Origin of the sequence: Thermomonas alba, assembly GCF_022419205.1 — a bacterium.
In the GTDB taxonomy this organism is placed as follows: domain Bacteria; phylum Pseudomonadota; class Gammaproteobacteria; order Xanthomonadales; family Xanthomonadaceae; genus Thermomonas; species Thermomonas alba.
Window position 1 is genome coordinate 1 of sequence record NZ_JAJOZU010000003.1, and the last position, 24,394, is coordinate 24,394.

At 65.0% G+C, this 24,394-nt stretch carries 18 protein-coding genes; 9 read left to right on the forward strand and 9 right to left on the reverse strand.

Going from position 1 to position 24,394, the window contains the following annotated elements; all coding sequences use genetic code 11:
* Positions 1–96: 96 nt before the first annotated feature.
* Together ML342_RS04900 and ML342_RS04905 are read left to right on the forward strand one after the other, a co-directional pair.
* On the forward strand, positions 97–267 hold the full coding sequence (locus ML342_RS04900; protein WP_240125818.1) for a hypothetical protein: 171 nt from the start codon (positions 97–99) through the stop codon (positions 265–267).
* Complete coding sequence (locus ML342_RS04905; protein WP_240125819.1) at positions 264–782, forward strand: lysozyme; 519 nt, start codon at positions 264–266, stop codon at positions 780–782. Before ML342_RS04900 ends, ML342_RS04905 begins: the two co-directional genes overlap by 4 nt.
* 20 nt (positions 783–802) lie before the next feature.
* Here ML342_RS04905 and ML342_RS04910 read toward each other — a convergent pair whose 3' ends face one another.
* From ML342_RS04910 to ML342_RS04945, 8 genes are all read right to left on the reverse strand, one after another.
* On the reverse strand, positions 803–2,251 hold the full coding sequence (locus ML342_RS04910; RefSeq protein ID WP_240125820.1) for an argonaute/piwi family protein: 1,449 nt from the start codon (positions 2,249–2,251) through the stop codon (positions 803–805).
* Positions 2,248–4,113, reverse strand: a complete 1,866-nt coding sequence (locus ML342_RS04915; RefSeq protein WP_240125821.1) for an SIR2 family protein — start codon at positions 4,111–4,113, stop codon at positions 2,248–2,250. The genes ML342_RS04910 and ML342_RS04915 overlap by 4 nt, the downstream gene beginning before the upstream one ends.
* A gap of 11 nt (positions 4,114–4,124) precedes the next feature.
* Positions 4,125–7,790: a hypothetical protein gene (locus ML342_RS04920; RefSeq protein WP_240125822.1), complete on the reverse strand. Its 3,666-nt coding sequence runs from the start codon at positions 7,788–7,790 to the stop codon at positions 4,125–4,127.
* A 110-nt stretch (positions 7,791–7,900) separates the two neighbouring features.
* The gene (locus ML342_RS04925; RefSeq protein WP_240125823.1) at positions 7,901–8,203 is read right to left on the reverse strand and encodes a M48 metallopeptidase family protein; all 303 of its coding nucleotides are present in this window, start codon (positions 8,201–8,203) and stop codon (positions 7,901–7,903) included.
* A complete protein-coding gene (locus ML342_RS04930; protein ID WP_240125824.1) occupies positions 8,200–11,142 on the reverse strand; it encodes a type I restriction endonuclease subunit R in 2,943 nt (980 codons plus the stop codon). The genes ML342_RS04925 and ML342_RS04930 overlap by 4 nt, the downstream gene beginning before the upstream one ends.
* Positions 11,139–11,957 (reverse strand): NYN domain-containing protein, encoded by an 819-nt coding sequence (locus ML342_RS04935; RefSeq protein WP_240125825.1) that lies wholly within the window; start codon positions 11,955–11,957, stop codon positions 11,139–11,141. Before ML342_RS04935 ends, ML342_RS04930 begins: the two co-directional genes overlap by 4 nt.
* 20 nt (positions 11,958–11,977) lie before the next feature.
* Positions 11,978–13,264, reverse strand: coding sequence for a restriction endonuclease subunit S (locus tag ML342_RS04940; protein WP_240125826.1), 1,287 nt, complete (start codon positions 13,262–13,264; stop codon positions 11,978–11,980).
* Positions 13,261–15,087, reverse strand: coding sequence for an N-6 DNA methylase (locus ML342_RS04945; protein WP_240125827.1), 1,827 nt, complete (start codon positions 15,085–15,087; stop codon positions 13,261–13,263). Before ML342_RS04945 ends, ML342_RS04940 begins: the two co-directional genes overlap by 4 nt.
* 89 nt (positions 15,088–15,176) lie before the next feature.
* Here ML342_RS04945 and ML342_RS04950 point away from each other — a divergent pair, with 89 nt between their 5' ends.
* Entirely contained in the window at positions 15,177–15,686 is a 510-nt protein-coding gene (locus ML342_RS04950; protein WP_240125829.1) for a hypothetical protein, read from the forward strand.
* Between the two features lie 403 nt (positions 15,687–16,089).
* Here the strand turns inward: ML342_RS04950 and ML342_RS04955 are convergent, their stop codons facing one another.
* Complete coding sequence (locus ML342_RS04955; RefSeq protein WP_240125830.1) at positions 16,090–16,599, reverse strand: hypothetical protein; 510 nt, start codon at positions 16,597–16,599, stop codon at positions 16,090–16,092.
* A gap of 491 nt (positions 16,600–17,090) precedes the next feature.
* On the opposite strand from ML342_RS04955, the gene aroC reads away from it, so the two are divergent.
* The 6 genes from aroC to trpB all read left to right on the forward strand — a co-directional run bounded on the left by aroC (position 17,091) and on the right by trpB (position 24,346).
* A complete protein-coding gene (gene aroC, locus ML342_RS04960) occupies positions 17,091–18,218 on the forward strand; it encodes a chorismate synthase (protein ID WP_439655171.1) in 1,128 nt (375 codons plus the stop codon).
* Between the two features lie 108 nt (positions 18,219–18,326).
* Complete coding sequence (locus ML342_RS04965; RefSeq protein ID WP_240125833.1) at positions 18,327–19,367, forward strand: aspartate-semialdehyde dehydrogenase; 1,041 nt, start codon at positions 18,327–18,329, stop codon at positions 19,365–19,367.
* A 32-nt stretch (positions 19,368–19,399) separates the two neighbouring features.
* Positions 19,400–21,424: a FimV/HubP family polar landmark protein gene (locus tag ML342_RS04970; RefSeq protein ID WP_240125835.1), complete on the forward strand. Its 2,025-nt coding sequence runs from the start codon at positions 19,400–19,402 to the stop codon at positions 21,422–21,424.
* A 17-nt stretch (positions 21,425–21,441) separates the two neighbouring features.
* The gene (truA, locus tag ML342_RS04975; protein WP_240125836.1) at positions 21,442–22,233 is read left to right on the forward strand and encodes a tRNA pseudouridine(38-40) synthase TruA; all 792 of its coding nucleotides are present in this window, start codon (positions 21,442–21,444) and stop codon (positions 22,231–22,233) included.
* Positions 22,226–22,906: a phosphoribosylanthranilate isomerase gene (locus ML342_RS04980; RefSeq protein WP_240125838.1), complete on the forward strand. Its 681-nt coding sequence runs from the start codon at positions 22,226–22,228 to the stop codon at positions 22,904–22,906. Before truA ends, ML342_RS04980 begins: the two co-directional genes overlap by 8 nt.
* Positions 22,907–23,146: 240 nt before the next feature.
* Positions 23,147–24,346 (forward strand): tryptophan synthase subunit beta, encoded by a 1,200-nt coding sequence (gene trpB / locus ML342_RS04985; protein ID WP_439655172.1) that lies wholly within the window; start codon positions 23,147–23,149, stop codon positions 24,344–24,346.
* Positions 24,347–24,394: the final 48 nt, after the last annotated feature.

Consider the following 24,394-nt stretch of genomic DNA (forward strand, 5'->3'; position numbering starts at 1 on the left):
ACGTTATCGTTGCTCACGGTGGCGTACCTCGTGGTTGGGTGGACTCGTGACAAGCCCATTCCAACCCGGTACGCCGCCTCTCCTCAACTCAGGGGCGTGCACCAGATTCGGTCATATCTCACCGCCGCCTTCGTGGGTGCCGTCGATGCGGGTGCCGAGTGGATTCCGGCGATCCAGGCGGCCTGGACCGAGGCCGACCAGGCCCTGTGGGCCGGCGTCCTGAACTTCTGGTTCCTGGGCCGGGTGTTCGACCGGGTGCGGCCGTGATCGCGGTACCCCAGGCGGCCATCGACCTGGCCAAACGCTTCGAGGGCTTCCACCGCGTGCCGAAGCAGGATCCCAACCGCGCTTATCCCTACATCTGTCCGGCCGGGTACTGGACGATTGGCTTCGGTCACCTTTGCGACCCGAAGCATCCGCCGATCACCGAAACAGAAGCCGAGGCCTACCTCGCCCAGGATCTGAGGGTGGCGCTCGCCGCCACGTTGCGCTACTGCCCTGTGCTGGCGACCGAGCCGGAAGAGCGGCTCGCGGCCATCGTGGACTTCACCTTCAACCTCGGCGCCGGGCGGCTGCAGACCTCGACCCTGCGGCGGCGGGTCAACCAGCGGGACTGGCCGCGCGCGGCCAAGGAACTGCGCCGGTGGGTGTATGGCGGCGGAAGAGTTCTGCCGGGGTTGGTGGTAAGACGAGAGGCGGAGGCCGTTCTCGTCACATCAGCCACTTCAAGAGATAAGGCGGGTAGGCGTCCAACATGCCTACGCCATGCTAACGACGGATGAAACTTGGTCCACGCCGCGACTCACATGAACAGACGATAAGCGTAGGTGTTGCCCGGAAGTGTTGGCTCGTTGGCGATCGTCCTCGCCAGCCGTTGCGAGTAGCGGATGGTGACCGGTACAGGATCATAGAGCGCATCGTTGTTCCAGTCCATCTTCGTTAGAGCCAGCGCCTCGAGGGCGGTCAGCTCCATCGGGCCAACGCCCGCGTGCCGCGTGATGTTGATTGGGCGTGGAATGCTCTTCTTGCCTTGGTAGTAGTCATTTCTCAACGATGCGCGCGGCGCGTTACCGGCAACCCAAACCAAGGCGGATGTCCCTGAACGAAACAGCACAGTCCCGCGTGGAACGGGATAGTTGTCAGGCTCGCTTCGCTGACCCTCAATGCGGCTCTCCTTTAGCCAAACGCCACGCCAGCCCGGACTACTGGCAACCTCCACACATTCAACCTCGGGGACGGCGGACAAGGCATCAAGAGCACCTTCCAGCTCCTCGGGTTTGAATGAGGTGGTCTTGTGAACGACCAGTCGCCGGGGCAGCAAACCTCCATTGCGGCTTTGATAAAGATTGAGGCTACGAGCCAGCACTGCTCGCATGTCGTTGCGACTAAGGAATGGGTTGCGCCGAGCTTCCTCGATATCTCTTACAGGATCACGGGCCTCAAACGCCACGAACTGCATCCCGCCACCGTCCGCGTCGAAGACCTGCGAGCAGCAGGTTACATAGTGCGCCTCCTTCGGATCACCTCGCAGCGCATACGCCAGACCGATGTAAGCCGTGTCCTCGGGTACCCCTGGCAGGGGCGCCAGCTTCCATGGGATCCCTCCCGCCTTTACGTACAGTGCAATCGACAGGCGCCAGGCCAACGATGCCTTGTAGCCAAAAGTGAAGACTCGGTCGTTGATGACCTGCGTTGGAATGCTGTGGGCAGCACCAAGCGCTTTGAGAGCATCATGCGCATCAAAGCCGGGCGCCCGGAAAGCGACTTGCCATGCATCGGGTAGATGCACTAAAGCCACGTCAAACTGATCGCGCACTAGCGCCAGACGACTCATACCATCGCGCAATGCGTGCAGCAATCGAGCGTGGGGCGGACCGGCAGGGCCAAGGGAGTCAAGGTCATCAGGCCACTTGATGTGCGCCAAGTGGGTCTGTGCTCCGACTAGAGGAACGCCAAAAACCTTCTCGAAACCCCGGAACGCCGGCACATACTCCTTGCGGTCTCCAGGCGCATGATGCGACCGCAGTGTTTCAATCAAGTCCCGCACACGGCTCCGTCCGCCGGCTGGGACGAGGCTTGCCAACCGCAGTGCGGGTGTGTAGGTCGCAAACGTCGCGCTGCTGTAGGCACCATAACGGTCAAGCCCTCGCAACGGATTCACGTCCAGCGACATATTGTCGGAACTGAACGCCAACTGCGGCTCATCAAGCAATGAGAACGGTGGCAGCTTGGAAGCGTTGTAGCCGCTCATAGCCCACCTCGCAGGAAATAGTCGTGTTCATGGCTCGGTCGACTCCACCCTGTTACCGGTGAGAGTTGGAACACAGCGTCTACCCCCGACTCATCTTGCAAGCCAAGGGCACACAGCGTGTCGCCATTTTGGCCAGCCAGCAAATCTGCCCACGCGGAGATTATTCGAGCCCATACGGGGTTGTAACGCGTCGCCCACCGCTCACGTACCCAGTCAATCACTGGGTCTCCTTGTCGAAGTGACATTGGCGCAGAGTCCGGGGTTGCATCATCGGCGAGCCCTTCCTTCCCATCCGGGCGCGGCGTCTCGACATGCGTTGTCGGTTCAAACACGCACCACCAACGACCGGCGGCCTGATCCAACCGGAGTTTCACTCCTTCGTTGAACGGATGGTTGTGGTTCGGTACCCTGCCAACTAAGGCTGAGGAATAGGCTTGTTTTAGACGCGACAACTGCGCGTTCCGGAGATCGGCATTTGCCTTGCTATCCTTCGGCGAGCCGTTCGCCACCAGCACGAAATGCCCCTTGCGGCGCATGCGCGCGAACAATGGTCGTCCCTGGCACACTGCGCGGGTCAGCGCATCGTAGACCAGACCCAGTGCCCAGCTGTCCCTGTCGGGACGCAGCTCGTGAGTGCCAGCCAACCGACCGCCCACAGATGCAAAGGCACGCGCTAGATCTTCGTCTGCACCAAACGCTACGATGTCTCGCCCATTGCTGACGGCCAGCGCATTCACCTCTGATTCGCGCAGTAGTTCGCGGACGCGGACAGTGGTTATGGGCGCATCGACCTCGACTCGGCGCGCTACCGTTGGCATCGATAGAATCGGAATCGCTGAGCATTGCAATACGGGGAAAAGCCGCCTTTCCTGCGTGGGAAGTGGGACATCGCGCAGAACCGGGTCCGGCCGAGATTGGTAAACATGGTTGAAAAGCTGAGACGGCAGGGCAATGCCATCGATAATGTCGGCGGCCAATTCGTCGAACGTCTGCGACTCGACAATCGTCGCCGATATACCCGCCTGCCTCGCTGCTTCGAGAAATGTGGTCACTGCAGGAAGAACGGCATGGGCAGATCGGGCCACCCAGAATATTCCGCCGGGAAACGCATCTGGTGCTGCTAGCGCTTCGGTCAAAGCGTCCATCACAGAGGCGTCGCGCCCGCTGTAGCCAATGACCACGAGGCCAAATCGCGCGCACGCGGCGGTCAGGACTCGCCGCATCTTGGCGTCCTGCTCCTTCAGTTCATCAGTAGTATTTTTCAGCTTGACGGACTGGAAGTCGCCGTGGAGTTTTGCCAGCAACGGCCAACGCGACTCACGCAGGCACAGTTCGGCGCGATCGGCGTTGTCGATCGCCGCCACTGTCATGTACACACGGTCATTGGCCTCCATTAACTGATCAGTCAATGTGGTCGCCGTCTCGACAAGGGGATCGAAGTTCGTAGTGAAGACACATGGCACGCGCCGGGTGGTCAGGAGCGATGCGAGTACCCGATGGGCAAACGACGGCGTGCCTTTCTTGATCGCATCCTCGATGTAACTGCGGCGAGCCTCTGGGGTCGGATACACAGCCTCAAAGGCAGCCGCGTACTCCGTTGGATCGTCGGGAGGGGGGAGTACCGCGCGCCTGCTGAAAAACAGGTTAATCCGCTCTATCCAGATAGGATCATTGGCGTCCACTTCACGCTGTTTAACCCCAGACAACTGACAGAACAACCGTTTCTTGAAGTCCTGGATCATTGCGTAGCCGGTTGGAATGCCGGCGGATGCAGACGCCCCGGCCCCAAGGAACCAGGCAAACTGCTGCGGCCTCAAGCAAAACGTGCTTGCAAACTGCGGCCCTGTCAGTGTCTTTATCATCTTCTCGCCACCTAGTGTCGCCGATGGACCTCAACATCAATCCAGTGCGCGTCACGCTCATAATGCTCTGCAAGTTGCCCTACCAGTGCAGAGGTCTTTGGAAACCGGATGGCCAGTGCTTTTTGCCAGGCTTGGTACTGGGCCGCAAGCTGTCGTTCTTGCATGCCACCTTCGCCAATTCCACGTGTGGTCACACCGCGCGCGTTCTGTTTGCCCACCACGAATCCATCGCACAATTCCGGTGACTGAAGCCGTTCGATCAGCTGACGCGCGACCTCATGAGGCCAAATTCCATCTGTTCCGGCAGGGCAACTCGAAAGAGCCTTGCCCAGTTGATCATCGGCAGCCGTCGTGAAACCGCGCTCTTTGGCAATGGCACGCAACTTCTCTGCATAGGCGATCATCACGTCACAGGTTGGCATTTCCTGAGGCCCCACCTTTTCGAACGGACGCCAACCATTGAGAACCCTCCAGGCTTGCGATGCACGTCGCTGATCCTCATCGGTCGGCTCGCCGCGAGTCCCTTTAGAGGTGCCCTCCGGCAGGTAGATGAGCGCCAATAGGTCGACCAACAGATATGGATCGGCGATGAGCCTCTGGTAGATTACAAGCTCGTGTTCGGCCTGATATTCCAAAACGCTGAAGTACGCCCACTCCAGCTCCGTCAGGGTCGCGTCGTCGACCTTCCCACATCTGCTAAGACGCTTAAGCACCGTCGCGATGTCGTAGGCGATTCGGTGCGCGTGCTCGGGATTGGCGTTGGATGCCGCGATACCTGCGCGTAGCGCATCTATAGCCAGCCCAACGTCGCCATTAGACGAAAGCCAGTCTGTCTTGACGTTCGCGGCAAGCACGTTGATGGCATCCAGCGCCCGGTCTGCAGCCAGCAGCTTGCGCGCGGCCCGCTCTCCCTCGGCTGGCCGATCAAACAAATGAACGAACGCATTAGACCAGTAAAGACGATCACATTCAGGACCGCGCTGGTCTGCTGCATCCCAGGCTACCGGCTCGCAAGGCAAGCCAACAAGCAGTACGGCGGTCCCCCTTTCCGACAACGCGCTTGCATGACCAGCCGTTACCCAGCGCGCAAGGAAAGCGCCCGGGTCCCTCGCGAACAGCGCCGCCGCGAAGCCCTGGATGAGTTCTTGCACTTCTACCACCTCGGTTTCCGCATGCGATCTGAAAAGGGCATCCGCCAGGTCGCCCCCCGCAGAACTTGACCCTAGTGCATATCCAAGAGCACGGCGGTTTTGGAACTCCTTGAGACGGCTGACGATCGATTCAATCCCGAGTTCTACCAGCTGTTCGGCTGCGGCCAGACGATCATTTTCGACCTTGGCCTGCTCGTCCCGCCAATGATGACTAACATCCATCGGGCGCTCGACGTGGAAGTCGAACAACCATGCGTTACGTTGAATCAGGTCGTCGGGGGCCAGGGCCAAGTACAGAGCCTGCAATCGTTCGAGGATCTCATCCTCGTACACCCACTCGATCTTCTTCCCGTGGGCGCGAAACTGATTGTGGCGATGCAGCAGTTTGCGCAACCCGTTGCGCAATGAAAGTTTTGCTTGTAGCTCCATCGTCTTTGCACGAGTTTCGACTTCAGACAAGACCAGCTCGCGGACGTCTGGAACCAGGCGATTCAAGTTGGCCAGCAAGGTCCCCCAGCGCCCTGGGTCCGAGTCAGCCATAACAAGCAGTTGCTTCGCCGCCGCTTGCACATCGGCCCAATATTCCGTCACCAGGACCTTTCGCAACCGCTCTGCTGGCGCCCACTGACGCAGCTTGGGCCTATGGGCAAGGCGAATGACACCACCATCCCTGCTCAACATTCGCTCGCACAGCTCTGCTGCGACCGTGGGTTCAGACTCCGCCAAGGCCGCAATCAGCGCATGCCGCTCCTCCGCCGTGGCTGCACACTGCGGCTGGCTTGCGTCAAACATCGCGGCCAGTGAGTTAGCCGGCCTGTTGGAGTAGCGACCGCCAGGATCTCTAGCTGCAAGGGACGCCAGAACCCGCGCCACTCGTCCCACATGGGCGGCGGACCACGCAAGGGTCTCTAGCGCCCATAACAGGTCTGCATGCAGGCAACCGCCGTGCTCGCCCTCCTCTTCGAAGAGATCGAGTATCTGTGGGCTATCTGCCGAAAGATCCTTCTCCAGCCCATCAAGGAAAATGTCCGGCGACGCCTCCGCGATTTCTTTTAGCTCTCCTCGTATGCGACGCCAGAACGAACCTTCAGTTTGCTTCTGAAAGATCGAGTGAATGCAGCGGTTCACCCAATCTTGTGGCCGCACACCGGCGTGACAAGGCTGCTGTTCATTGCCTTTAACCGCCATGATCACAAGCGCTTCAGCCAACCCTTGTCGCAGACTCGACGAAAAGCGCCTATGCTTTCCATGCATGTTGGCAAGCCATCGCTCCTCTGGCGCGAGATCGAAACGCGGATCCGGCTCAAGGAGAACAGTTTCTGTAGCCTTTGCCAGCGCCTCCAGTTGCGGCGTGACCAGATAGGGCTCAAGACGCCGCCACGCACCTAACCGGTCGTGCACCTTCCATTCTGATCCGGCGCGTGTCACCAACGGATCTGTGCCTTGGGTCCAAGCAGAAATTGCGCTAGCAAACTGCGCATACGGCACACCGGCGATTTCGGCCACAAGGGCCTGATCGTCCGCACTCGCCTCATCCCAGGCTCCGATCAGGATAGCGGCCGCTACCGAAGGGGCGACGGCGCCACAGCTCCACGTGGGAGGTGAAGGCGTCGCCACCATGAAGCCTCGGCGCACACGCTCCAACCTCGCAGCGGCGTCGTAGCAGCGCCTGAAGGCTTCGTTTCGGTCAACGCCCTGCCTTTCAACGAACTCGATGAGCGCAGCCATTGGCTGCTCACCCAGAACAATCTCCGCACGACCAGCCGCACCTGCTGTGTTGATGCGAATTACCCAATGTCGCCGTGCCTCAGCGGGTAGGGTACTGATAGCCGTTGCCAGTACCAGCAGATGGCCTTCACAAGATGACGCGACTGCCCGAAAGCTTCTCGCATCCTCCAACCATATCGCTCGGGCCCAAAGCCCATCTTGGCGGTCTGAGGGCATGCTCTGGATGCACGCACCGACGAATGCAGCCCCCTCCTGGTCCGTCAGCGCCTCAAGCTCAATGGTCCTTGGGTGCCCCCTCAACATCGCGACAAGAGCCTCGCGTTGGGCGTCGCGACCCACCAACGTTCCGGACGGATCGAACTCAGGATTCGTCGCGAGGCGGTACTCCGCCACCACATCCATCAACGATCGAGCACCCTCAGGCACTTGGCCCGTGAGCTGACCGAACCAGAGCGCCACGGCAGGTGCAGCCTCGAGCCATTGGACCAGGTCCTCCGCGTCAAACGCCAGCACTCGTTTCCAGTGGCCTTCAGCTGACCGCTCCTTTGCCCAGTCCGCTTTGCCAGGCCATTTTCGCGGCGTCAGGAACACGTAAGAAGTGTTCTTCTGATCAACGCCCTTCGGATCTTGTGTGCGTTTCTGATAGTCCTCATTGGCTTTGCCCTTCACGTCCTGGCTGGTGCCAAGTTCCCACACCGATAGGCCTTCTGGTAGGCCGCTAACACCCGAAGAAAGCTCAAGCTGGCCGTCATATCCCGATAGCCTGATTGCCTCGTCGGCCGGAAAGTTGATAAGCATGGGTGAACCGGCCAGAGCTCGGATGAGCAGCCGGACCAACCGCGGGAGTTCCGCCGGTGCAGTGACGCGGCCAGCCCATAGGTTCAGCACATCTGCGCGAATTAGGCCGATCATTCTCTCCGTACCTCCATCTCACGCCACCCCGGCACATGTGCGCTCATCAGCGCCTTGAACATGCGACCGTGACTGGCGTAACGAAGATGCAATAGCTCGTGCACGATGACATAGTCTTGAAAACGCACATCCTGCGTGACCAGATCGGCGGCCAGGGTGACCGTCCCCGCGGACGAGCACGAGCCCCACTTCCTGCGCATCTCTTGGACCCGAATGACGCGCGGGTTGACACGCAGCTTCACCGCCCAGGCCAGTGCCCGTCGTCGCAGTTCTTGCGCAGGGTAGAGGGACGCCTTCACGCCTCGCCCTCCGCGAGCAGCAGTCGGATGATCAGGTCGACCACGCGGGCGCGCTCGTCCTGTCCGAGCGCCAACACGGGTTTGTACATGGCGGCGCGCAGGCGGCGTTGCTCGTCGGGGTTCACCGATGCATTCGGGAAGCGCGACAGGAGCGCTTCGGCATCCTTTGCGAGCGCCATGGCGTCGACCGATGCCGCCTTGACGGCGGGGTCGTCGCGCAACACCCAGTAGACAGCGAAAGCGCGCGGGGAAAGTCCGCTGTCGCGCGCCGCCTTCATCGCCGTCTCCTTCTCGGCCGCCAGCGCTGCGAGTTGGTCCATCGCGGCCAGACCGGTCGTCTTGCGGTCTTCGAGGTCCTTGAGGATGCGTTCGGCGCGGTCTTTCAGTGGCTGCAGCACCGGGGCTGCGGCGGGGTCTTCGTCGATCTCGTGCTGCAACCCGCGCACGAGGTTGAATACCTTGCCTTCATCGGGACCTTTCTCGCCGCGCAGCGCGTTGAGCGTGGCCACGTCGAAGGTCACGCTCTTGGTGAGCCGGCCCAGGCCGTGCTGCTCGGCACTCCCCTCGATAAGCCGGCGCGTCTTGTAGGCCAGATCGGCCACGAAACCGACCTTCTCGGCGTAGGCGTTGCGCACGGCCGCGTAGAGCTGGGAAAGCTGCTTGTAGGTGGCGATGTGGTCACGGAGCCGTGGGTCGGGCGAGAGGATCTCCCACAGCGCCTCGATGTCCTTGTAGTGCTCGAAGAAGGCCTTGCGCGCCTCGGGCGTCAGGAAGCGGCCGAACACCAGTCGTTCCAGCCGTTCGTCGGGCGTACCGCCTGCATCTGACTCCAGATAGTCCTCCTTGGCCTGCTCGATGCGTTGCAGGAAGTCCTGCAGCAACACGTCGAGGTCCTCGATCACGTCGCTGACATCCGAGGAGTCGAACTGCAGTGCCTTCTTAAGCTCGCGCAGCACGCCCACGAAGTCGACCACCAGGCCGACGCGCTTGGCCACGCCGTTGGCCTCCACGTAGGGCCGGTTCACGCGCGCAATCGACTGCAGCAGCACGTGGTCGCGCATCGGCTTGTCGAGGTACAGGCAGTACAGAGGTGGCGCGTCGTAGCCGGTGAGCAGCTTGTCGGTGACGATGAGGATCTTCGGGTTCTCGGCGGGCTTCTTGAACAGCAGACGCACCTGTTCCTCGGCCTCGTCGGAAAGCTGCAACTCGGCCACCAGCGGCCGATCGATGGCGTCCGCCGCATTCTGGGTATAGACCGGCGCCGTCCACTCCGGCGGCAGTAGCCTGTCCAGCGCCTTCTTGTACTTGGCGCAGGCCTCTCGGTTCACCGCCACCACGAAGGCCTTGTAGCCCAAGGGCAGCACGTTCTCCTTGAAGTGCTCGGCGATGAAGGCGGACACCTTCTCGATGCGGTCGTCCGCCGTCAGGAAGGTGCGCAGCCCGACGGCGCGGTCGAGCACCTTGTTCAGTTCCTCGACATCGGTGACGCCTTCGCTCTCGGCCAAGGCGAAAAACTCCTTGTCCAGGCGATCCGCAGGCACCGTCATTTCGCTGGGCGCCATCACGTGTTTGATCGGCAGGGTGGTCTCGTCCTCGATGGACTCCTTGATCGAATACTTGTCGAGATAGCCCTGTTCGTCCTCCCGGCCGAAGATCTTGAACGTGCCTTCGCCTTGCGACGTGCGCGCAATCGGCGTACCGGTGAAGCCGATGATCGTGGCCTTGGGCACGGCAGCCATCAGGTAGGTGCCGAGGTCCTTGGCGACCGACCGGTGCGCTTCGTCGATGAACACGTAGACGTTGTCGCGCAGGCAGCTGTCTTTGCGGACGGCCTCGAACTTGTGGATCATCGAGATGATCAGGCCCCGGAAATCGGCATCCAGCAGCGCCTGGAGTTCGGCCTTGTTGTTGGCCCGCCGGACTGCGATGTCCTGCTGCTGCATCTCGCCGAGCAGGCGCTCGACCCAGCCCTTCAACTGACCTTCCAGCTCGGTGCGGTCGACCACCAGAATCACCGTCGCGTTGGCGAAGCGCGCCCTGTCTTCCAAGATCAGGCGAGCGGCGGTCAGCAGGGTGAAGGTCTTGCCCGAGCCCTGGGTGTGCCAGACCAGGCCACGTGTCTTCGTCGGGTCGGCGCAGCGGTTCAGGATGGCCTCACAGGCGCGCCGCTGGTGCTGGCGCAGCACCGACTTGCGCGTCTCGCCGTCCTGCACGTAGAACAAGATCCAGTGCCGCAGGGTGCGCAGGAAGTCAGTCGGCTCGAAAAAGGCTTGCACCGCGAAGCGGTAGGTTTCCTCCGGCGCCTGCTTCCAGCGCGCCATGTCGCGTCGGCTGGCGTTCCAGGTCACGCCATACCAGTAGTCGAGCAGGTGGGTGACGTTGAAGAGTTGCGGGCAGGCCAAGAGCTCCGGCGTTTCCAGCTCGTAGCGGCGCAGCTGCTTGATCGCGCGCTCGATGGCGTCGCCGTCTTTCGGGTTCTTGTGCTCGACGATCACCACCGGCACGCCATTGACGACGAACATCACGTCGGCTCGGTTGCCCTTGCGCGCGGGGGGCTTGATCTTCCACTCCCAGGTCACATGGAACGCGTTGTCCGCCACGTGCTCGAAGTCGATCACCGTCACCGGCCGGTGGCGTTTCTCGGCTTCGTCGTACCACTGGCGCTCGCCGCGCAGCCAGGCCAGCAGTTCGCGGTTGCCCTCGATGGTGGCGGGCAGCGCGTCCAGCGTCTCCACCACCGAGCGTACGGCATCGAGAGACATCCAGGGGTTGAACGCGGCGAGCTTGGCTTCCAGCACGTCGCGGAAGAAGGTGCCCGCCTCGCCGCCGCGCTTGGCGAGCGCAGCCTCCGGCGTGATCGGCGTCCAGCCGATCTCCGCAGCGTGCCTCACCATCGGGAACTGCACCGTGCCCGCCTCGGAGATCTTGAGGGTGCTCATGTAGCACCCTCCGCAGCAGCGTCACCCTCGGGCTTCTTCACCGGCCGCGGGCAGACCGTGCGCAAGCCGTCGATGTGCTCGTACAGATCGGGGCGGATCGTGGCCCACATCGGGTCCAGGATGAAATCGATGCCCTCGCGACGCGCAAGCTTGGCGGCCGGCACGAAGTCCGCATCGCCCGAGATCAGCACGATCTGGTTGACCTGCTGCTTGTAGGCCAGGGAAGCGATATCCAGGCCCAGGCGCATGTCTACGCCCTTCTGGCGCAGGTCCAACCGGAAATCGTCGTCGGTGAGGTCCTCCCAGCGCCGCTTGCCGTTGGTGAGATCCTTCAACACCTCGAACTTGAGCTGCCAGCGCACCTGGCTGGTCGGGATTTCGCCCATGCGCAGCGCCACCTTGCGCAGGCCGCGCAGCACCTCGTGAAACTCGTGCCGCCACTGCGCCGTCGGCGACTGGGCCAGGTCCAGCGACTTCTTGCCCAGTGGCGTATGCCCCTTCCAGGCCGCCGGCGGCGCGTCGTAGACGAAGATGCGGTACAGGCGGGCCGTGCGCCGGCCTTTGGCATCGTTGAGGTGGTCCAGCGCCAGCTTGTGGAGCTTTTCGGCAGCGTCGCGGGGCGACGTTGTGCCGAACAGGCGACGAGCGCGCTTGAGGAAGAACTCGGCATCCACCATCACCGCTGTGACGACGGGGGTGACGTGGCGCAGCAGGTCGACGGCGCGGCCGCCGGAAAAAGAATTGCCCCGGGGTTCGGCGATCCCTGAATCGGTGAGGGAAGGCTTACTGCCAGGGGCGGATGACGGCTTGATCATAGCCTAAGTCTCCTTTTCTATCAAGCCGCCACGTGGGGCGTGTGAAGGGGCTCGAGGGCCGAGAGATCGAGGTCCGCCACGCGGATCTCGCCGGTCATCAGCTTGTGCAGCAGGGCCTTGAACAGATCTTCCAGCACCGCACGCTTCTTGCGGTGCAGTTCGATCTTGTGATCGATGGCGTCGAGGATGGCGACGATTTCGCGCTGTTCGTCGAGGGTGGGCAAAGGAACGGCCAAACTCTTGAGGATTGCGCCGGTTAGTGCTGCCCTTGTACTTCCATTCCCGGACGCAAGTTGCCGTAGATATTCGTACTGGTTTTCCAAGTAGCTCCTGAGGAAGCCGGAGGAAATTGACTCTGCTTTTGGCTGTATGAATCCGACATGTCTGCTGGTTGTTGCTTCTACGTCAAGAACCGCACAGTGCCCCAGCGTCTTTCCCTGTCCAACGATAGCGATGAGGACGGCACCTGGCTGAAGCAGCGGTAGACTGCACTCCTCCAGTGCCGCACGAGTGACATGCGTTTCAGATCCCGTGATCTGCCGTTCGTACATCTTGCCGCTGGTGATCCACGGAATCGTTCCGCCTTGCCAGTAGGCGGCATGTCGTCGGTTGGGCGTAGTGCCGTTGCCGATCTTGCCGAGTGAGCCAAGCGGCACGACCTCCCAACTCTCCGGCACCAACCCGATCTCGGTGTCCTTCTGCGGCTCGCCGCGCAAGCCGCGCGTAAACAGCTCGCGCATGGCGGCGCGCTTAAGTTCCTGCGCCGTCGCGGCCGCCTTATCGTGAACTCTGATGGCCTCACGCACCTTGGCGAGTGCCCGAGCGATCTCCCGCTGCTCTGCCACGGAGGGGTGTGGCACCTCCAAGCTCGCGAGCCGGTTGCGCGAGAGATTGGGAATGGTCGTCTTGTTGCCCGCCCCCTCGAAGATGCCGAGCTGCGTGAAAGCACTCTGCAGGAAGTAGACGTAGAACCGTGGCTCCACATCGCCGCGGATGGGACGCAGACGATGCAAGTGATTCTGGAAGGCCATCATGGGGACACGCCCGTCCCAGACGGCCGCCCGCCCAATCTCGCCGCCTTCGCAAACCAACAAATCGCCGGCTTTCAGACTCTTGTCAGCCAGCTCACTGGGGGGGATGGACATTTCGTCGACTTCCGTCAAGTCGATGTCGTCCCACAGCACATTCGACGTGCGCAAGAACGGCACTTTGTCCGTTCCTGCTCGCGCAGCCGCCGACATCGTCTTGCCGGCACCGATTTCGAACAGCTCGCCCAACGGCTGCCATGTCCAGTTCGGATTGGTCATAGTGGGGCGAGCAATCTGGCAAGGGTTTGGTCGATTTCGCGAGCCTTTTCGTCGAGCGCGAGCATGTCTGCGACGATGGCCTTGATGGGGCGATGATCCGCATCGCTGCCCTGTGCAACCCACCGGCCCGGACTCAAGTTGTAATCCGCCTCCCGCGCCTGTTCGGTGGTGATGACCGCCAGTTCTCCCTCGACCGGCTCGCCCTTGAGATACATCGCCGCCAGCGGCCGGATGTCCTCCTCGGGCAGGTAGTTCTTGGGCCGTCCCTTCTTGAAGCGGCGGCTGGCGTTGAGGAGCACGATCCTGCCCTTGCGCGCGGCGCTCTTGCGCTTGGAGAGCACGACGATGACGCCGGCGGCCGTGGTGTTGTAGAAGAGGTTCTCCGGCAGCAGGATCACACCGTCGATCAGGTCCTGCTCGACGAACCATTTGCGGATGGTGCGTTCCTTGTCCTCGTTCTTGGAGCCGGAGCCGCGCGTCACCGCGCCGGTGTCCAGCACCACTGCGGCGCGGCCGTGGTCGTTCATACAGGCCAGCGTATGCTGCAGCCAGGCCCAGTCCCCTTTGCCGCTGGTGATGCCGCCGGCAGTGCGGAAGCGGTCGAAGGGGTCGTTGGCGAAGATGTCCGGCGCAAAGGGCTGGTTCCACATCGGGTTGGCGACGACGATGTCGTGCTGCCTGATGGAACCGTCCGCGTTGCGGAACTTGGGGTTGATCATGGTGTCGCCGCGCGCGAGCTCTACCTCCATGTCGTGGATGATGGCGTTCATCTGCGCCACGGCGTAGCTCTCGGCCTGCAGCTCCTGGCCGGAGAGCTTGAGCGGCACGCGGCTCGTCGGGTCCAGCTCCCGTGCGACGAGCTGGAGCTTGATCAACAGGCCCGCCGAGCCGCAGGCGTAGTCGTGGCAGGTCTCGCCGGGCTTGGGCCGCAGGATGTGGGCCATCAGAAAGCCCACCTCGGTCGGCGTGAAGAACTCGCCGGCGCTTTGGCCAGAACCCTCGGCAAACTTGCGCAGCAGGTATTCGTAGGCACGGCCCAGGAAGTCCGGCTGCACGTCGGCGAGCCCCAGGCGGTAGCGCGGATCGGAGAAGGTCTCCACCACGCCGCGCAGCTTGGCCGGGTTGATGTCGCGCTCGCCGTTGCGCTCGGCGGCGAAATCCACCACGTCGATCACGCCAGAGAGGGAGGGGTTTTGTTTGACCACGGCGCGCACGGCGCGGGTCAGGTGCTCGCCGATGTCCCGAGGCGCGGTCGGGCGGCCGCGCTCATCCAGCGGCCAGTCGAAGGACTCGCGCCCGCTGATCACCGCCCAGCGGGCTTCCGGCGGCAGGTAGAAGCGCAGCAGCGAGTGGTCCGACTCGGCGATCTCCAGGGCGGTGGCGCGGTCGCCGTACTCCTCGGCCAGCCGCTCGATCTCGTCGTCGAACACGTCGGACAGGCGCTTGAGGAAGAGTAGCGGCAGCAGGTAGTCCTTGAACTTGGCCGCGTCTTTCTCGCCGCGGATGGAGCAAGCCGCGTCCCACAGCATCTGCTCCATGGGCTTGGTGGTGGGTGTCGCGGCCGTTGCCCGGCCCGTGCGACGTCGGGTCACCTGAGCGGCCGCTTCAGCGGGCGGGGGGGCTTCGGCGCCTTCGACCCCCGCCTCGCGAGCCAGCGCAAGGATCGCCTCCTGCGCCGCGCGCTGGGGCTTGTTGCCGCCACCTTCCCAGCGGTTGACCGTGGCGAAGGAGACGCCCAGGCGCTCGGCAAGCTGTTCCTGGGTAAGGTTCAAGGCCGCGCGCGTGGCACGGAGGATCGCGGGGAAGTCGGCTTGTTGTGTCATGTCTGCTATGTTTGCTATATTTTCTGCGATTGTCAAGCGGGACTGCAGCGCAGCCGAACGCGGCGGCAAGAACCTCGAAGGAGCAGACGATGAGCGGGAACCGATGGGACGTGGCCGGCGTACCCCACAAGGGATGGGCGTGCATCGACGTGGTCGATCTGCGCGGCGACGGCGCGCGCGCCGACGAGACCAGCTACGAGACCTGCCAGATGTGCGGGAACGAGAAGATCCGGTTCGTCCATGTCATGGCGCACGCCGACGTCGACGAGCCTTACCGGGTTGGCTGCGTCTGCGCGGAGAAGATGAGTGGCGACTACCAGGGGCCGCGTCGGCGCGAAGGGCGGCTACGGAATCGAGCCATCCGACGGTCAAGGTGGTTGGACCGCAGGTGGCGTGTCTCAGCCAAGGGCAACCTGTTCCTGAACGTCGAGGGTCACAACCTCGGGGTCTACAAGACCAAAGCAGGCCGATGGGGATATCGAATCGGCAACCGGTTCGGCCAGCGGACGTATGCCGCCCTGGACGAGGCGAAGTTGGCGCTGTTCGATGACTTCTGGGCGATGACCCAAGACGACGACGGGCTGTGGGCCGCGGGCTGACTCGAAGAACCCGGCGGGTTCGGCACGGCTGCGCGGGTTCCCGAGTAGTCCCCTTGTGCGCGCACGCCGTGGAATCTAGCCGCTGAATCCCGCAGGGCGGTGGATCAGCGTTCAGTTTTCGCTGGTAGTCCACCACCACCATTCCACGCCCGACCCTCTCAGGTTGGGCGTTTTCGTTTGTGGCGTTCCCCCGCGCCACGCGGGGCTGCGGGCCGTTTTGCGTGTGCCACGGGGTGAAGGCGCGCCACCCGAATGTCGCCCAGTTCGACTCTCTCTTGCCCTCTCTTCTCTCAAAACCCGCGCCAACGTCTCGGCGAAAGCGCACGCAGACGGCCTTGCGCATCAACGACTTGCGCGTGCGTCACGGGCGTCGGTTGTCCATCGTGCTTGGATAGGCAAAGCATCAAGCCCGCGCCGCAGTCGCCGCTGCAGCACAGGGCATGACGTACAGACCCGCGCGCTTCTGCGTGACCACGAGCGTTCGATAAGCAAAGAGCGGCCCTTCGGCTTCCGGCTTGCCCTTGTCGCGCGCCTTGACCTTGAACACGTCGATGGGCTTGGCGCTGTCGAGCCCGGCGCGCTGCATGATCTGTTCGGCCGTGCACGGTTCGCCTCTGAACGACCACAGCGCCCGGAACACGCCTGCCTGAGCCTCGGTCAGCCGGATCGGCCCGTGCGGCGAGTCGGGCAAGGTCACCCAGCGGAAGTCCGCCGAGAACGGGCCATGTACCGGCGTCGTGGGATCGCCGGCCTGCGGGTCGGGCGGCTCACCTGGCATGCCGATGAACGCAATGCCGCCCGCGTAGAAGGCGAAGCGCTCCTCCAGCGCCAGCCACTCCACGCCCGGGCCGAAGGGCGCGCCGCGCGTCTCGCGGGGTTTCGGCGTAATCACTCTGACGTTGCTACCGGCCACGCGCACCCGCTCCAGCAGCGACGGTTCGCGCCTACTGGCACGACCCGAGTTCCGTAGACACTTATTCGCCGCTCTGCGCGCAGCGCCTTCCGAGGGCTAACGATGACATGCCGCCAGTGGAACCATGCTGGTGGATTGGGCTGTAGAACATCTCGATGTAGTCACGTCCGATGCGGCTGCATCGCGCCCGTCGCAGTTTGGGAAGGTCTGAACAACGCCATCCGGGCGTTGTCAGCCCACGCCGAGTCCGGTACAGGCCCGGACTCGGCTCACACGCATCAATCACTTGTGCGATTGATGCGTGGCCGGCCCTCCATGGCCGGCAGGAACCTCTGATTTGATCAGAGGTTCCTTTGGGGTCGGCTACCGTATCCAAACCCGACAACCCCAGGTACCCTTTAGCCCCAGGCTCTCCCGGTAATGGTGGTAAGGCTGCCGGGGCGGGGCATTGCTCTGCGAGTGAGTCGGTAAACCCGTTTCACCTGCGAAAACTGGATTGCGGATCCTCCTTGAACACCTTTGGCCAGCTGCTGCGCGTCACCACCTTCGGCGAATCGCACGGGCCGGCGATCGGCTGCGTGATCGACGGCTGCCCGCCGGGGATCGCGATCGCCCCCGAGGACTTTACGCATGATCTTTCCCGCCGCGCCACCGGCAAGACGCGACACACTTCGGCGCGGCATGAGGCGGACGCGGTCGAAATCCTGTCCGGCGTGTATGAGGGCGTCACCACCGGCACCCCGATCGCGCTGTTGATCCGCAACGTGGATGCGCGCAGCAAGGACTACGCGAAGATCGCATCGCAGTTCCGTCCTGGGCATGCCGATTACACCTACTGGCAGAAGTACGGCATCCGCGATCCGCGCGGCGGCGGGCGTTCGAGCGCACGCGAGACGACGATGCGCGTGGCTGCCGCCGTCATCGCCAAGAAGTGGCTGGCGCAGCGTGGGGTCACGGTGCGCGGCTGCATGGTCCAGCTCGGCGAGATCGTGCCGCGTGCGCACGATTGGAGCGCGGTCGAAGGCAACCCGTTCTTCTGGCCCTGCGCGGAACAGGTGCCGGAGCTCGAGGCTTACATGGACGCGCTGCGCAAATCCGGCGATTCGGTAGGCGCGAAACTGCTGGTGGTGGCCGACGGCGTGCCGCCGGGCTGGGGCGAGCCGATCTACGGCAAGCTCGATGCCGAGCTGGCGGCGGCGATGATGTCGATCAATGCGGTCAAAGGCGTGGAGATCGGCGACGGCTTTGCGTCCGTGGCGCAGAAGGGCAGCCACCACCGCGACGTGATGACCCCGGAGGGCTTTTTGTCCAACCATGCCGGCGGCATCCTGGGCGGTATTTCCACCGGGCAGCAGATCGTGGTGTCGGTGGCGTTCAAGCCGACCTCCAGCCTGCGTCTGCCGGTGCAGGGCCTGGACGTGGACGGCCACGTGGTGGACATCGTCACCACCGGCCGCCACGACCCCTGCGTGGGCATCCGCGCGACGCCCATTTGCGAGGCGATGCTGGCGCTGGTGTTGATGGACCAGGCGCTGCGCCACCGCGCGCAGTGCGGCGATGTGGGCGAGGTGCGGCCGCGCATTCCGGGCGCGCCTTCCACGTCCGACGCCAAACGATAGCGGCGCGCTGCCGGCTTCGCCCCTACGGGCAGCAGTGCGCCGCGAATGCATCCCCCTTCCTTGCGGGCGCCATGAGGCGACGCATCCGAAATCTCGAGGCAGACAACGATGAGCAATCAGTACAAGGTGGCCGTGGTCGGCGCGACCGGCGCAGTCGGTGAGGCGATGCTGGCGATCCTGGCCGAACGCCGGTTCCCGGTGCGCGAGGTCGTGGCGTTGGCCAGCGAGCGCTCCGCTGGCAGCGTGGTGGAGTTCGGCGACGAGGAACTGGTGGTGCAGGATCTGGCCACGTTCGATCCGGCCTCCATCGACATTGCGCTGTTCTCTGCGGGCGGCGCGGTGTCGAAGGACTACGCGCCGAAGTTCGCCGCTGCCGGCGCAGTGGTGATCGACAACTCCTCCACCTTCCGCTACGACGCCGACGTGCCGCTGGTGGTGAGCGAAGTGAATCCGGAGGCGGTGCGCCACCGCCCGCGCGGCATCATCGCCAACCCCAACTGCTCCACCATGCAGCTGATGCCCGTGCTCGCGCCGATCCACAAGGCCTACGGCATCGAGCGCATCAACGTGGCCACCTATCAGTCGGTATCCGGAGCCGGACGCAGCGCGCTGGAGGAGCTTGGCCGGCAGACCGCGGCCTTGCTCAGCTTCCAGGACCCGGCGCCGGCGAAGTTTCCGGTGCAGATCGCCTTCAACCTGATTCCGCACATCGACGAGTTCCAGCCCAATGGCTATACCAAGGAAGAAATGAAGCTGGTGTGGGAGACCCGCAAGATCCTGGGTGACGACACCATCCAGGTGAATCCGACGGCAGTGCGGGTGCCGGTGTTCTTCGGCCATTCTGAAGCGGTCAACATCGAGACGAAGCAGAAGATCACCGCCGAAGAGGCGCGCGCCCTGCTGCGCACCGCGCCGGGGGTGGAAGTGGTGGACGAGCGCAAGGCCGGTGGCTATCCGACTCCGGTGACCCACGCTTCGGGCAAGGACCCGGTATTCGTGGGGCGCATCCGCGAGGATCTGTCGCATCCGCGCGGGCTGAATCTGTGGGTGGTGGCCGACAACATCCGCAAGGGCGCGGCGCTCAACGCGGTGCAGATCGCCGAGCTGCTGCTGGCCGAGGGCTTGCCGGCCAAGCCGGCGCGCGGCTAGAGTCGCAGCGCTGACATGGGGATGGAGCGCACGTGAACCGGACGTTGAAAGCTGCGATCGCAGTGGCGCTGCTATTGGCCGCAGGGCAGACCTGGGCATTGGGCCTGGGCCAGATCGAAGTCAAGTCGCGGCGTAACCAGCCGCTGCTGGCCGAGATCCCGATCATCTCCACGACGCCGGGTGAGCTGGCCGCGCTGCAGGCGCGGCTGGCGTCGCCGGAGACCTTCCGCCGGGTCGGGCTGGCGCCGCCCTCGGGGATCGCCGCCGACCTGCAGTTCAGCCTGGGGCGGGACGCCAAAGGGCGCCCGGTGATCCGGGTCACTACCCTCAAGCCGGTGGACCAGGACGCGCTGGACTTCCTGATCGAGGTGGACTGGGGGAGTGGCCGCCTCGTGCGCGAGTACTCCGCGTTGATCGACGTGCCCGCCGCTGCCGCCAGCGTGGTGCAGGCGCCGGTGCAGCTGCCGCAGCCGTCGGCCGAGAGTCTGGTGCGGCGTCCTACGCCAGTGCTCGCACCCTCGGCGAGCGCCGCCAGTGCGCCGGCTCCTGCCGCCCCCGACAACCAGAATCCGCCGGTCGCGGCGATGCCGGCCTCAGAATCCGTGGGCTCCAGTGCGATTGAGGTGGCTCCGCTGCCGCCCGTGCCGACGCCCGCCAAGGCGACGTCCCGCGCCGGCTCCGAGGCTGCGCCCGCCGCGGAATATGGCCCGGTGAAAGCCGGCGAGACGCTGACGAAGATCGCCGGCGAGCTGGGTCTGCGTCAGGCGGGCAGTCTCGACCAGGCCCTGCTGGCGCTGCTGCGCGCCAATCCCGATGCCTTCCTGGGCGATGACGTGAACCGCTTGCGCCAGGGCGCGGTGTTGCGCGTGCCCAGCCGCGAGGAGGTGGCCGCCATCGATCCCGGCGAGGCGGCCCGGGTGGTGCGCCAGCAGATGCAGCAGTGGGCGCAGGCGCGGCGCGCGGTGCGCCAGCCGGAGACGAATGCGGGAGCGGCTCCGGCAACGGCCGCTGCCGCTGCCGCATCGGACGCGGCCGGCACCGCGAAACCCGAGCCTGCGGCCGCATCTCGGCGGGCAGTCACGTCCACCACCGCCGCGCGCGGCGAGGCCCGGCTGCAGATCCTGCCGCCGGCGGCGCCGGGCAAGGCCAAAGGCATCCAGTCCGGCACCAGCGCCGGAGGCGAGGGCAGCATGCTGCAGCAGGAACTGCGTCGGCGCGACGAGGAAATCGCGGCCAAGAGCGCTGAGATCAGCGAATTGAAGGAGCGCGTAGCCGCGCTGGAGAAGCTGAAGGACGATCAGCAAAAGTTGATCGCCCTGAAAGACAGCGAACTGGCGGCCGCCCAGGCACGATTGGCGCAGGCCAACAAGGCCGCACTGCAGGCGGCTCAGGTGGCTGCCAAGCCCGCCGCCGTGCAGCCGGCCAGCGCACCTGCGGCGCAGGACAAATCCAGCGGGTTGCCGTATGTCTGGGGCGGGCTGGGCGTCGTGGCGTTGGCCGTGCTGGCATGGTGGCTGGCCCGCCGCCGTAAGCCGGCTCCGCCGCCGCGGCGACGGGTGTTCGACAGTGAGGCGTTGGCGGCCAGCATGATGGCCGCGGCCGCCGCCGCCGAGACAGCGCCGATGGCGGCTGCCGATGCCGCTCCCGCGGATGAGGCAGGGGACGCGGCCACCGCCGATGCGGAGATGCCGGCGGACGGCGCGGAGGCGCCCGTAGAGGCGAAGCCCCCGGCGCATACGGCCGAGGTGACCGTGGATCTGGCCAGCCTGCCGCCGGCAGTGCCCGCCGCGCCGCGCGCGGATGCGCCGCAATGGCATTCCGGCTGGGTCAAGGCCGGGCCGAATGCGCCAGCGGCCGCCTCCGCGCCGACTCCGGCTGCGTCGGCGGGCGAGACGCCTGCACACGCCACCCCGGAGCAGCGTTTCAAACTGGTGCGCGCATTCCTGGACATGGGGGATGAGACCTCCGCGCAACAGCTGCTGGTGGAGATGCTCGACGATCCGGACACTGCGGTGAGCGACGAAGCGGCGCGCATGCTCAGCAAGCTGGTGGGCTGAGGGCGCCCAGGCACGCGATGCGGCTGGCGCTCGGACTGGAATACGACGGCGGTGGGTTCTCCGGCTGGCAGCGCCTGAGCGCGGCCGGCGCGCTGGAGCCGGACGGCAGCCTGCAGACCGCGCTCGAGATCGCGCTGTCGAAGGTGGCCGCTGCGTCCGTCGACACTATCTGCGCCGGCCGCACCGATGCCGGCGTGCACGCGCGCTGCCAGGTGGTGCACTTCGATACCGAGGCTGTGCGCGACCCCCGCGGCTGGGTGCTGGGGGTGACCGCCAACCTGCCGCCGACGATGGCGGTGCGCTGGTGTGTGCCGGTGGAGGCCGGCTTCAGCGCGCGCTTTTCCGCCGTCGCGCGCCGCTATCGCTACCGCATCCTCAATCGCAGCGCGCGGCCGGGGCTGGAGCGGCAGTACCTGGGCTGGGAACGCATGCCCCTGGATGCCGAGGCGATGCATCGCGCGGCGCAGGCACTGCTGGGCGAGCGCGATTTCTCGGCCTTCCGCAGCGTGCAGTGCCAGGCGAGCCATGCCCGCCGCCATCTGCAGGAGATTTCCGTCGTCCGTGCCGGTGACGAAGTGGTGGTGGAGGTGCAGGCCAACGCCTTCCTGCACCACATGGTGCGCAACATCGTCGGCTCCCTGCTGATGGTGGGCCGCGGCGAGCGTCCGGTGGAGTGGATTGCCGAACTGCTGGAAGGACGCGACCGCACCGTCGCCGGCCCCACCGCGCCGGCGGCTGGGCTGCTCTTCCTCGGTCCTCGATATCCGCGGCGCTGGGGCCTGCCGGAGGAGGTCTGCGCCGATGAATGACTCCGCCCGCGCCGCGCCGTTCCGCACCCGTATCAAGTTCTGCGGTTTCACCCGTGCCGACGATGTGCGCCTGGCCTGCGAGCTGGGCGTGGATGCGGTGGGGGTGATCTTCGCGGCGCGCAGCCGTCGGCGGGTCACGCTCGCGCAGGCCGATGCCCTGCGCGCGGCGCTATCGCCGCTGGTGAGCCTGGTGGCGCTGTTCATGGACAACGACGAAGCCGAGATCCGCGCCGCCATCGCGCGGCTGCGGCCGACCCTGCTGCAGTTCCACGGCAGCGAGGACGATGCGTTCTGCCGCCGCTTCGGGTTGCCGTATTTCAAAGGAGTGGGGCTGGGCGGCGCGGCCGTGGACGGCGCGAGCCTGCGCGTGCGCTGGCCGCACGCCGCCGGATTCGTGCTGGACGGCCACGCGCCGGGGCAGCCGGGCGGCAGTGGCCAGCGGCTGGACGTTGCGGACATTCCAGCCGGCCTGGATCGCCCTTGGCTGCTGGCCGGGGGGCTGGATCCCGACAATGTGGCCGCCGCGATCCGCGCCGCGCGACCGTGGGGCGTGGACGTGGCGGGCGGCATCGAGCGATCGCCCGGGGTCAAGGATGGCGAGAAAATGCGGCGGTTCGTGCAGGCCGTGCGCGAGGCGGATCGTGCTTGCCACCCTGACCCGGTAATCGGGTAGGCTATGCCCACGCCATGAATGTCTCGAACCGCCCCCGCGCTCCCTTTGGCCGCTCTCTGCGGCGCTGGCGCCGGGTGCCTGCGGCGGCGATCCGATAAGTCCGCGCACCGCGCGTGATGCGCCCCTGCGGCGCTCCAGCCTTCCCGTTTCGATCCGCGTCGAGGCCCGACCGCCTGCGCATTCCGACTTTCCGGAGACTTCTGCGTGAACGCATCCCACCTTCAGGCCGCTGCGGCGGCCATCGATTTCCACGCCTTCCCCGATGCCGACGGCCATTTCGGTCGCCACGGCGGCCGCTTCGTCGCCGAGACCCTGATCGGCCCGCTGCAGGAACTGGCCGCCGCCTATGACGCTGCGCGCGTCGATCCAGCCTTCCTCGCCGCGTTCGAGAAGGACCTCAAGCACTACGTCGGCCGCCCCAGCCCGATCTACCACGCCGAGCGCCTGAGTCGCGAGGTCGGCGGTGCGCAGATCCTGCTCAAGCGCGAGGACCTCAACCACACCGGCGCGCACAAGATCAACAACACCATCGGCCAGGCGCTGCTGGCCGCGCGCATGGGCAAGAAGCGGATCATCGCGGAGACCGGCGCCGGCCAGCACGGCGTCGCTTCCGCCACCGTGGCCACCCGCCTCGGGCTGGAGTGCGTGGTGTACATGGGCGCCACCGACATCGAGCGCCAGAAGATCAACGTGTACCGGATGAAGCTGCTGGGCGCGACCGTGGTGCCGGTCACCAGCGGCTCGGCCACGCTGAAGGATGCGCTGAACGAGGCCATGCGCGACTGGGTGACCAACGTGCGCGACACCTTCTACATCATCGGCACCGTGGCGGGTCCCGACCCATACCCGCGCATGGTGCGCGACTTCAACGCGGTGGTCGGGCGCGAGGCGCGCGCGCAGATGCTGGCCGAGTACGGGCGCCTGCCGGATGCGATCACCGCCTGCGTGGGCGGGGGCAGCAATGCCATCGGTCTGTTCCACGCCTTCCTCAACGACCCGTCGGTGCGCATCGTCGGCGCCGAGGCGGCGGGCGACGGCATCGAGACCGGGCGCCACGCCGCGTCGCTGGCGGCAGGCCGGGTGGGCGTGCTGCACGGCAACCGCACCTACGTGATCTGCGATGACGATGGCCAGATCACCGAGACCCACTCGATCTCCGCCGGCCTGGACTACCCCGGCGTCGGCCCCGAGCATGCCTTCCTCAAGGACAGTGGCCGTGCCGAGTACGTAGGGGTCACCGACGCGGAGGCGCTGGAGGCCTTCCATTGCCTGGCCCGCTGCGAAGGCATCCTGCCAGCGCTGGAGTCCAGCCACGCGGTGGCGCAGGCGATCAAGCTGGCGCGCGAACTACCCAGGGACGCGCTGGTGCTATGCAACCTGTCCGGCCGCGGCGACAAGGACGTGCATACCATCGCCGCGCGCGAGGGGTTGTCGCTGTAGCGGCCCGCGAGATTTGGTCTGAAGGCCAGGTTTGGGCCAAAATGGCCA

Coding starts and splice junctions, on each gene's coding strand:
- ML342_RS04910 (WP_240125820.1), bottom strand. CDS start 2,251: ATGAGCGGCTACAACGCTTCCAAGCTGCCACCGTTCTCATTGCTTGAT.
- ML342_RS04915 (WP_240125821.1), bottom strand. CDS start 4,113: ATGATAAAGACACTGACAGGGCCGCAGTTTGCAAGCACGTTTTGCTTG.
- ML342_RS04920 (WP_240125822.1), bottom strand. CDS start 7,790: ATGCTTATCAACTTTCCGGCCGACGAGGCAATCAGGCTATCGGGATAT.
- ML342_RS04930 (WP_240125824.1), bottom strand. CDS start 11,142: ATGAGCACCCTCAAGATCTCCGAGGCGGGCACGGTGCAGTTCCCGATG.
- ML342_RS04935 (WP_240125825.1), bottom strand. CDS start 11,957: ATGATCAAGCCGTCATCCGCCCCTGGCAGTAAGCCTTCCCTCACCGAT.
- ML342_RS04940 (WP_240125826.1), bottom strand. CDS start 13,264: ATGACCAATCCGAACTGGACATGGCAGCCGTTGGGCGAGCTGTTCGAA.
- ML342_RS04945 (WP_240125827.1), bottom strand. CDS start 15,087: ATGACACAACAAGCCGACTTCCCCGCGATCCTCCGTGCCACGCGCGCG.
- ML342_RS04950 (WP_240125829.1), top strand. CDS start 15,177: ATGAGCGGGAACCGATGGGACGTGGCCGGCGTACCCCACAAGGGATGG.
- ML342_RS04965 (WP_240125833.1), top strand. CDS start 18,327: ATGAGCAATCAGTACAAGGTGGCCGTGGTCGGCGCGACCGGCGCAGTC.
- truA (WP_240125836.1), top strand. CDS start 21,442: ATGCGGCTGGCGCTCGGACTGGAATACGACGGCGGTGGGTTCTCCGGC.
- ML342_RS04980 (WP_240125838.1), top strand. CDS start 22,226: ATGAATGACTCCGCCCGCGCCGCGCCGTTCCGCACCCGTATCAAGTTC.